Annotated in this window: 7 protein-coding genes; 2 read left to right on the top strand and 5 right to left on the bottom strand. The window is 43.7% G+C overall.

All coding sequences use genetic code 11. The features are described from left to right. Window positions 1-243 precede the first annotated feature (243 nt). Complete coding sequence (locus ACEW8S_RS05250) at window positions 244-936, top strand: LytR/AlgR family response regulator transcription factor (protein ID WP_373517131.1); 693 nt, start codon at window positions 244-246, stop codon at window positions 934-936. A gap of 70 nt (window positions 937-1,006) precedes the next feature. Here ACEW8S_RS05250 and priA read toward each other — a convergent pair whose 3' ends face one another. The 4 genes from priA to nadC all read right to left on the bottom strand — a co-directional run bounded on the left by priA (window position 1,007) and on the right by nadC (window position 5,822). Next, the gene (priA, locus tag ACEW8S_RS05245) at window positions 1,007-3,463 is read right to left on the bottom strand and encodes a primosomal protein N' (RefSeq protein ID WP_373517130.1); all 2,457 of its coding nucleotides are present in this window, start codon (window positions 3,461-3,463) and stop codon (window positions 1,007-1,009) included. 93 nt (window positions 3,464-3,556) lie between these two features. Further along, entirely contained in the window at window positions 3,557-3,997 is a 441-nt protein-coding gene (locus ACEW8S_RS05240) for a DUF2147 domain-containing protein (protein WP_373517129.1), read from the bottom strand. After that, entirely contained in the window at window positions 3,984-4,964 is a 981-nt protein-coding gene (locus ACEW8S_RS05235) for a YihY/virulence factor BrkB family protein (protein WP_373517128.1), read from the bottom strand. The genes ACEW8S_RS05240 and ACEW8S_RS05235 overlap by 14 nt, the downstream gene beginning before the upstream one ends. Beyond that, complete coding sequence (gene nadC / locus ACEW8S_RS05230; RefSeq protein ID WP_373517127.1) at window positions 4,965-5,822, bottom strand: carboxylating nicotinate-nucleotide diphosphorylase; 858 nt, start codon at window positions 5,820-5,822, stop codon at window positions 4,965-4,967. It abuts the gene before it with no gap. 128 nt (window positions 5,823-5,950) lie between these two features. Between nadC and rlmH the strand changes: the two genes are divergently transcribed. Further along, window positions 5,951-6,424, top strand: a complete 474-nt coding sequence (gene rlmH / locus ACEW8S_RS05225; RefSeq protein WP_373517126.1) for a 23S rRNA (pseudouridine(1915)-N(3))-methyltransferase RlmH — start codon at window positions 5,951-5,953, stop codon at window positions 6,422-6,424. Window positions 6,425-6,436: 12 nt separating this feature from the next. Here rlmH and serA read toward each other — a convergent pair. Further along, window positions 6,437-7,475: phosphoglycerate dehydrogenase (gene serA, locus ACEW8S_RS05220; RefSeq protein ID WP_373517125.1), on the bottom strand; the 1,039-nt coding region annotated here is incomplete at its 5' end.

Genomic DNA, 7,475 nt, shown 5'->3' with positions numbered 1-7,475 from the left:
AATGGTTCATAAATATATATTTTTTAGGAGCGCAAAAGTAAGAATAATTGCGACACATTACAAGAAAATAGAAATTTCTTCGTTCTATAGGAACATAATCCCAAAAAATCGAACTTTACCCAAATCTTAACCTATGTTCATTGCCGATTATAAAGAAAACACGACTAGCAACACATTTTTTTACAATAGAACGAGTTTTTTTAGTATTTTGTCGATGATTTAACCCCACAAATCGCCCTATTTATGAAACTAAGAAGTATTATCGTAGACGATTCGTCTATGCAACGTATGGCCGTTGCAAAGCTGGTAAACAGTCATCCGCACCTTGCTATGGTTGCGGAATACAGCAATGCGATCGAGGCCAAAAATGGTATTAAAAATCATGAGATCGATCTTATCTTTCTTGATGTTGAAATGCCTATCATTAACGGATTCGACCTACTCGAATCCCTAGAAAACAGTCCCCAAGTAATCTTGATTACCGGAAAACCCGATTATGCGCTCAAGGCTTTCGATTACGACGTTACCGATTATTTGCACAAGCCGATAACTTTGGCCCGTTTCGATGCCTCGGTCAAACGGGCTATGTCTAAGTATGAACAAATGCATCAGGTACATGAAGACGAAGAGCATATTTTCGTAAAGAGCAACTTGAAAAAGCGTAAGGTCATCCTTAACGATATCAAATGGGTCGAAGCGCTTGGCGATTATATCAAATTGGTCACCGACGAGGCCAATATCGTTATCTTATCGACGATGAAATCTTTCGAAAAGCAGTTGCCCGAAGAAAAATTTCTCCGTATCCACAAGTCGTATATCGTAAACTTGGAGAAAATTGAAAAATTTAATAGCAAAAATGTTGAAGTAAGTGGACGGTCCATTCCTTTAAGTAGGAACAAGAAGACCGAATTGGCCGAAGCATTGAGCAACGTCTAGTATTCCTACTTTTTTAAATCATAGACCGCTGTTTCCAGAAGGAAATGGCGGTTTTTTTTGTGAGGGGATATTAGATGTGATCCACATTATAGATAACCCTCACACTACGATACTGAGAGACAGCGTTGAACGATTTTTCGATGCGTTTGATAATGGATTTCGTCTTTGTTAAGGATTGGTTTTGGGGAATCTTCACCATAACATTCTTTAAGAATTGGTTACGTATACGGGCGACCGGGGGATATTCGGGTCCCAGCACATTGACACCTAATGCATTTCGCAGTGCTTGGGCAAACCATTCGGCCGCCTCGTTCAACCGGTTGTATTCCTTATGCTTGAATGTAATTCGGATAATACGGTTTTGAGGGGGATATCTGTATTGCTCCCGTTCGTTCAACTGCTCTTTGAACATACCCTCGTAATCGTTGGTCGAGACCTGTTTTAAGATCTGATGGTAAGGATTATAACTTTGGATGATGACCCTGCCCTGTTTCTTTGTCCGCCCCGCCCTGCCCGCTACTTGGGTCAACAATTGAAAGCAGCGCTCGTGCGCCCGATAGTCGGGAAAGTTCAAAAGGGAATCCGCATTCATGATACCGACCAGGCTAACGTTCCTGAAATCTAGGCCTTTGGTCAGCATTTGGGTGCCCACGAGAATATCCATTTCATGCTGTTCGAAGGCGGTGATGATTTTCTCATAGCCGTGCTTGCCCCTTGTAGTATCGAGGTCCATACGCCAAGTCTTGGCCTCGGGAAATAAGGTTTCCAGTTCTTTTTCTACTTGCTCCGTACCGAAACCCTTAGTGTCCAACGAAGGGCTTCCGCAGGCTTGGCAACTCTCCGGCAGCGCCATGTGGTAGCCACAGTAATGGCAGCGCAACTGTTTTTTGTACTGATGGAAGGTAAGGCTCACATCACAATTGGGACATTGTGGGGAATGGCCGCAGGTTGTACATTCCACAATAGGGGCGTATCCCCTGCGGTTTTGAAATAGGATGACCTGTTCGCCCGCATCCAAGGTTTCTTTTATCCCTTCGAGCAGACGTTCCGAAAAATGGCCTTTCATCCGTTTTTTTCGGTTGTCTTCCTTGAGGTCGACGAGTTCTATGTTGGGCATGAGTACGTTGCCATAGCGGTGTTTTATTTGAGCATAACCATATTTGCCCGTTTGGGCATTATAGAAACTTTCGATACTAGGCGTGGCGGATCCCAATAGAATTTGGCATTGATGTAAGTTCGCCAGTACTATAGCGGCATCGCGGGCGTGATAGCGCGGAGCGGGGTCGAACTGTTTGTAAGACCCCTCGTGCTCCTCATCGACGATGATCAATCCCAACTCGGAATAGGGCAAAAACAGTGCGGACCTTGCCCCGATAACAATCTGTGCCTTCAGTCTTTTGGCCAAAACGTTGTTCCAGACCTCTACTCTTTCCTGTATGTTGTATTTGGAATGATAAACGGATACCTTCTCCCCGAAATAATCTTGCAAACGGGAAATCAACTGCGTCGTCAATGCAATTTCCGGCAAAAGATACAGGGCCTGTTTACCAGAGTGGATGCATTCCTCGATCAATTTCACATACACCTCCGTCTTACCGGAAGAGGTAACCCCGTGCAACAATACCGTTTTTTTATCCTCAAAACTTTGGGATATATCCTTTAAAGCCTCCTGCTGATATTCGTTTAGTTCCTTAAGGGCGAAATTTTCTTCTTCGCCCCCATAGTTCACCCGATCGGTACGGATAAAATATTCCTCCAGAATTTCCTTGTCCACTAAAGATTTGATGACCGCCTTTGAACCTCCGCTGGTTTCCTCTAGGTCAGCGACCTTGATCGGCTTTTTTTTGACCGCCTGCAACTGAAAAAGGGATAATACCACCTGACTTTGTTTGGGGGCACGGCTCAAGGTTTCCAAAAGAGCTTCCAATTTTTCCTCGTATAGATATTCCGCCCCCAATTTGACATAGCGTACCAGTTTGGGCCTGTACTGCTCGTACATTTCCTCCTTTAAGAGGATGACTTTCTTTTCCAGCAACCGGTTGAGAATGGGCAGGATATTCTTTCTATCGACGATGGAACTAACCTCGTGCACTTTCAATGTTGACTGATGCTGCAAAGCTTCATAGACCAAGAATTCATCATCCTCCAACTCCTTTTCATTTACCACTACCCTATCGTTTCTCAGAATCAGGGTCTCACTTTCCAGTAAAAATGCACTGGGTACGGCGGATCGGAAAACCTCCCCCAAAGAGCACATGTAATAGTCCGCGATCCACTGCCAATGTTCAAGCTGATATGGATTTACGATTGGATGTTCATCTAAAATCCGGTGGATTTCTTTGGCCTCGTATACTTCGGGTGGTGTGTTATGGACCGCATGCACCAAAGCCGTATAAATTTTGGATTTCCCAAATGGCACGCCGACCCGCATTCCGGGTTTTAAAAATTCCGCTTCCGATTTAGAAACGCTGTACGTAAAGAGTTTTTCTAAAGGGATCGGTAAGATGACGTTGATGAAATATGGCATGGTCTGCAAGGTAATAAGTCTGTAACTAAAAATCAGAAAATACCAAGAGAAGCGAACGGAAAAAATAAATAGTATCGAGCCAGTGGTTAGCGTTCAGCCTTCAACGCGCTTCCACGTCTGCGTACGGTAAATAAAGGCCAAGTAGCCCCGAACCTTGAGCTCGTCGGGATTATCGGGATTGAGCCATATCTTGCACCGGAAGGTCATGGCCTGTTGCGGGTCGAACAGCGTATCGCCCTTGTAAACGCCCTCGCCCTTATGTTCGGCATCTTCGATTATGGTCATACCCAATACCGGTTTATCCTTACGGTCGCCCTCACACTTTTCGCAAATAAAATTTTCCTTGCCTTCTTCAACGATTTCGATAACCCTACCATCCATTAATCCCTCATCATCCTTATAAATAGCGATAATGGCCTTCGGCTTCCCGGTACGGTCATCAATGGTCTTCCACTTTCCGAATACGGATTGTGAATGTAGCGCAGGAACGGCTAGTATAAAAAGGCATATAGTCACTAATTTATTCGTTGTCATCCTGTTTTTTATAGGTTTTTCTAAGGGAATTCAAAGTGGCGTTCAACTCAAAGCCGAGCAACAATATATTGGAATTTATCCAGATATAGACCATTAAGATCAATAATCCCCCCAAAGCACCGTACAATTCGTTATACCGCGCAAATTTTTCCACATATACACCGAAGAGATAGGAAGTCAGCATAAAAAGCAGGGTGGTCATCAAGGCTCCCAAAGAGAAAAATCGAGCCTGCTTGCCTTCGGCCGTTCCAAAATAGTACAGGATAGCCGTGGTGAAATACGACAGAATGATAAAGAAAAGCACTTTCCCGACCTGTGCGCCAATGATATCGCCATCGGTAAGGTCATAGCCCCTCGTCTTCGATGCCCAAACGCTCAGATAATCCAAAATATAAAATTCAAAATATACAAAAACGACCGCACCGACAATTAGCAAAATAGAAAGGATTATACCCACCATAAGCGCATAAAGATACTGCCTGAAAAAATTACGGGTGAGATCGACATGGTACGAATTCTCGAAACCCCCGAAAATGGCATTCACCCCATTGGCCATTAAAAAGATGGATATAAAAAAGGCCGAAGATAGCAGTCCACCTTGTTTCTGATCCTTGATCTGTTGGTAGATCTCATGAAAATAATCACTGGTCGCCGAAGGCAAAAACGATTCTAAAAATAATAGGAACTGAAAATCAAAATTCTCCGTCCCGACGCTTACATACGGAATGACGAAAGGCACCAAGGTCAATAAGAAAATCAGCAACGGAAATAAGGCCAAGAACAAACTGAAAGCAATCGAACTGGCGCGTGTGGACAAGGTACCCTTTAAAATCCCGAAAATATAAATCTCCAGAAGATCGAAAAGTGAAAGACCTTCAAAAGCAGATAGCTTTATCCCTTTAAAAAATTGCATCAAATGTTTGATACCGGGAATTTTATCCAACTTTTCCTCTACTTCTTGGGACATCTATACCGCTTTAAGGCTTAAATCCATATTATAAACGGAATGGGTCAGGGCGCCCGAAGAGATATAATCCACACCACATTCAGCGTATTTTCTGATGGTCGTTTCGTCGATACCACCCGAAGATTCGGTCAGACAGCTGTTTCCGATCAGTTCGACCGCCTTACGGGTATCCTCATAATTGAAGTTGTCGATTAAAATACGATATATGCCTTCAGATTCTAGAATTTCCATGATTTCATCTAGATTACGAGCTTCTACTATAATGTTCAGATCGCGATCGGTATTCTTTAAATAGCGCTTTGTTTTTTGGATGGCCTTTGTGATGCCCCCCGCAAAATCGATATGGTTATCCTTTAGCATGATCATATCGTACAAGGCGAATCTGTGGTTCTCGCCGCCGCCTATCTTGACCGCCCACTTCTCGATGGCACGAATGCCCGGGGTGGTTTTACGGGTGTCGAGAATCTGGGTACCGGTACCTTTCAACAACTTTACGAACGTATTCGTTTTGGCGGCAATGGCACTCATTCGCTGCATGGCGTTCAATACGATGCGCTCTGCTTTTAAGATGCTCTGCGAGCTGCCGGAAACATAAAAGGCGATATCGCCATAGGTTACCGGTGAACCATCTGTGATACAGATTTCAAGTTCCAGATTTCCATCCACCTGGGCAAAGACCTGCATGGCAAAATCGATACCTGCAATAATGCCGTCTTCCTTGACCAGCAATTTCGCCTTTCCTTTGGCCGATTTGGGTATACAGGCCAAAGAACTATGGTCACCATCGCCCACATCTTCGCGAATAGCGTTTTCTATGATACGATCGATTTCGGTTTGAAATTGTGCTTCGGTAATCATGTATGTGGGTATAGGTTAATGCTAAATTAGTAAATTGTAATTTGGTTCCGCGGTATCACGGTAGCGTTATGCGGAGAATTCCTTTGTGAATTGACGCAAAGCTACTTATCAGTTATAAACTTAGATTAATGACTATCAAATTATTAGCCATTGGGAAAACGGACAATATCCCTTTACAAGTGCTTATTTCAGAATATGAAAGCCGACTAAAGCATTATATCAGGTTTGAGCTCGTGACCATTTCCGATATCAAGAACGTAAAAAACCTTTCCGAAGTACAACAAAAAGATAAAGAGGGCGAACTGATTTTGAAAAAATTGGCACTTACCGATATTCTAGTGCTTCTTGACGAAAATGGGAAACAGTTTTCCTCTATTGACTTTTCGAAATATCTTCAAAAGAAGATGAATTCCGGAATCAAGCAATTGGTTTTTGCTATTGGAGGCCCTTATGGTTTCAGCGATGCCGTTTATGAAAAGGCTCAGGGCAAAATCAGCCTGTCGAAAATGACCTTTTCGCATCAGATGGTGCGGTTATTTGTTGTAGAGCAAGTGTACAGGGCGTTTACGATTTTGAGGAATGAGCCGTATCATCATGGGTGAAAGTCTGGTAAGTTAGTATAGTACCCGAAACTTAATCGTATTATCTACTTTCTTCAGGGCCTTAATGACATCTTTGTTATATTCCTTATCCAAATCCGTAATTACATAGCCTACTTCACTGTCGGTAGATAAATACTGTCCTAAAATATTCAGCTCGTACTCCGCCAAAACAGCATTGATCTTCGCCATGATTCCCGGCATGTTTTTATGGATATGCAAAAAACGGTGCGCCTTGCTCAATTTAGGCAAACGGATATTGGGAAAGTTTACCGCATCGACCGTATTTCCGGAATTGATGTAATCCATTATTTTATTGGGCACAAAATCGGCGATGTCCCGCTGTGCCTCTTCGGTGCTGCCCCCGATATGCGGAGTGAGAATTACGTTGCCAAGGCCTTGCAATTCGGTATTGAATTCACCATTGCTTGCTGGTTCTTCAGGATATACGTCAATGGCGGCACCACCCAGTTTCCCACTTTTCAAGGCCTTCGCCAAGGCTTCAATATCCACCACAAACCCTCGGGAAAGGTTTACCAATAACGCCCCGTCCCGCATCTGCTTGATTTCGCGTTCGCCGATAAAATTCTTGTTGGCCGGATTATCGTCGATATGAAGCGTCACTACGTCGGAAACGTTCAAAAGATCCTCAAGGGTTGCGCATTTTTTTGCATTGCCCAAGGCCAGACTATCCTCTATGTCATAATAATATACCCTCATACCTAGGGCTTCCGCTAAAATGGATAACTGTTTTCCGATGTTACCATAGCCCACGATACCAAGGTTCTTTCCGCGTACTTCCCGTGATCCGGTAGCCGTCTTTTGCCAAGATCCGCCATGTATTTCGGTACTTCTGGGAAATATACTGCGCATTAGCATAATGATTTCCCCTATGGCCAGTTCGACCACTGACCGAGTATTGCTATAAGGCGCATTGAAAACGACTACCCCCTTCTTTTTGGCATGTTCAAGATCGATCTGGGTGGTACCTATACAAAAAGCACCCACAACTAATAACTTGTTGGCGGCGTCAAGCACCTTTTGGGTCACTTGG

Origin of the sequence: Pricia sp. (genome assembly GCF_041745955.1) — a bacterium.
In the GTDB taxonomy this organism is placed as follows: domain Bacteria; phylum Bacteroidota; class Bacteroidia; order Flavobacteriales; family Flavobacteriaceae; genus Pricia.
The sequence above is the reverse complement of the archived record's forward strand: the minus strand, read 5'-3'. Positions and strand labels throughout refer to the sequence as shown.

What these genes read in the sequence shown, in the direction of transcription:
- rlmH (WP_373517126.1), top strand. Translation starts at nt 5,951, where the DNA reads ATGACTATCAAATTATTAGCCATTGGGAAAACGGACAATATCCCTTTA.
- ACEW8S_RS05235 (WP_373517128.1), bottom strand. Translation starts at nt 4,964, where the DNA reads ATGTCCCAAGAAGTAGAGGAAAAGTTGGATAAAATTCCCGGTATCAAA.
- ACEW8S_RS05240 (WP_373517129.1), bottom strand. Translation starts at nt 3,997, where the DNA reads ATGACAACGAATAAATTAGTGACTATATGCCTTTTTATACTAGCCGTT.
- ACEW8S_RS05250 (WP_373517131.1), top strand. Translation starts at nt 244, where the DNA reads ATGAAACTAAGAAGTATTATCGTAGACGATTCGTCTATGCAACGTATG.
- nadC (WP_373517127.1), bottom strand. Translation starts at nt 5,822, where the DNA reads ATGATTACCGAAGCACAATTTCAAACCGAAATCGATCGTATCATAGAA.
- priA (WP_373517130.1), bottom strand. Translation starts at nt 3,463, where the DNA reads ATGCCATATTTCATCAACGTCATCTTACCGATCCCTTTAGAAAAACTC.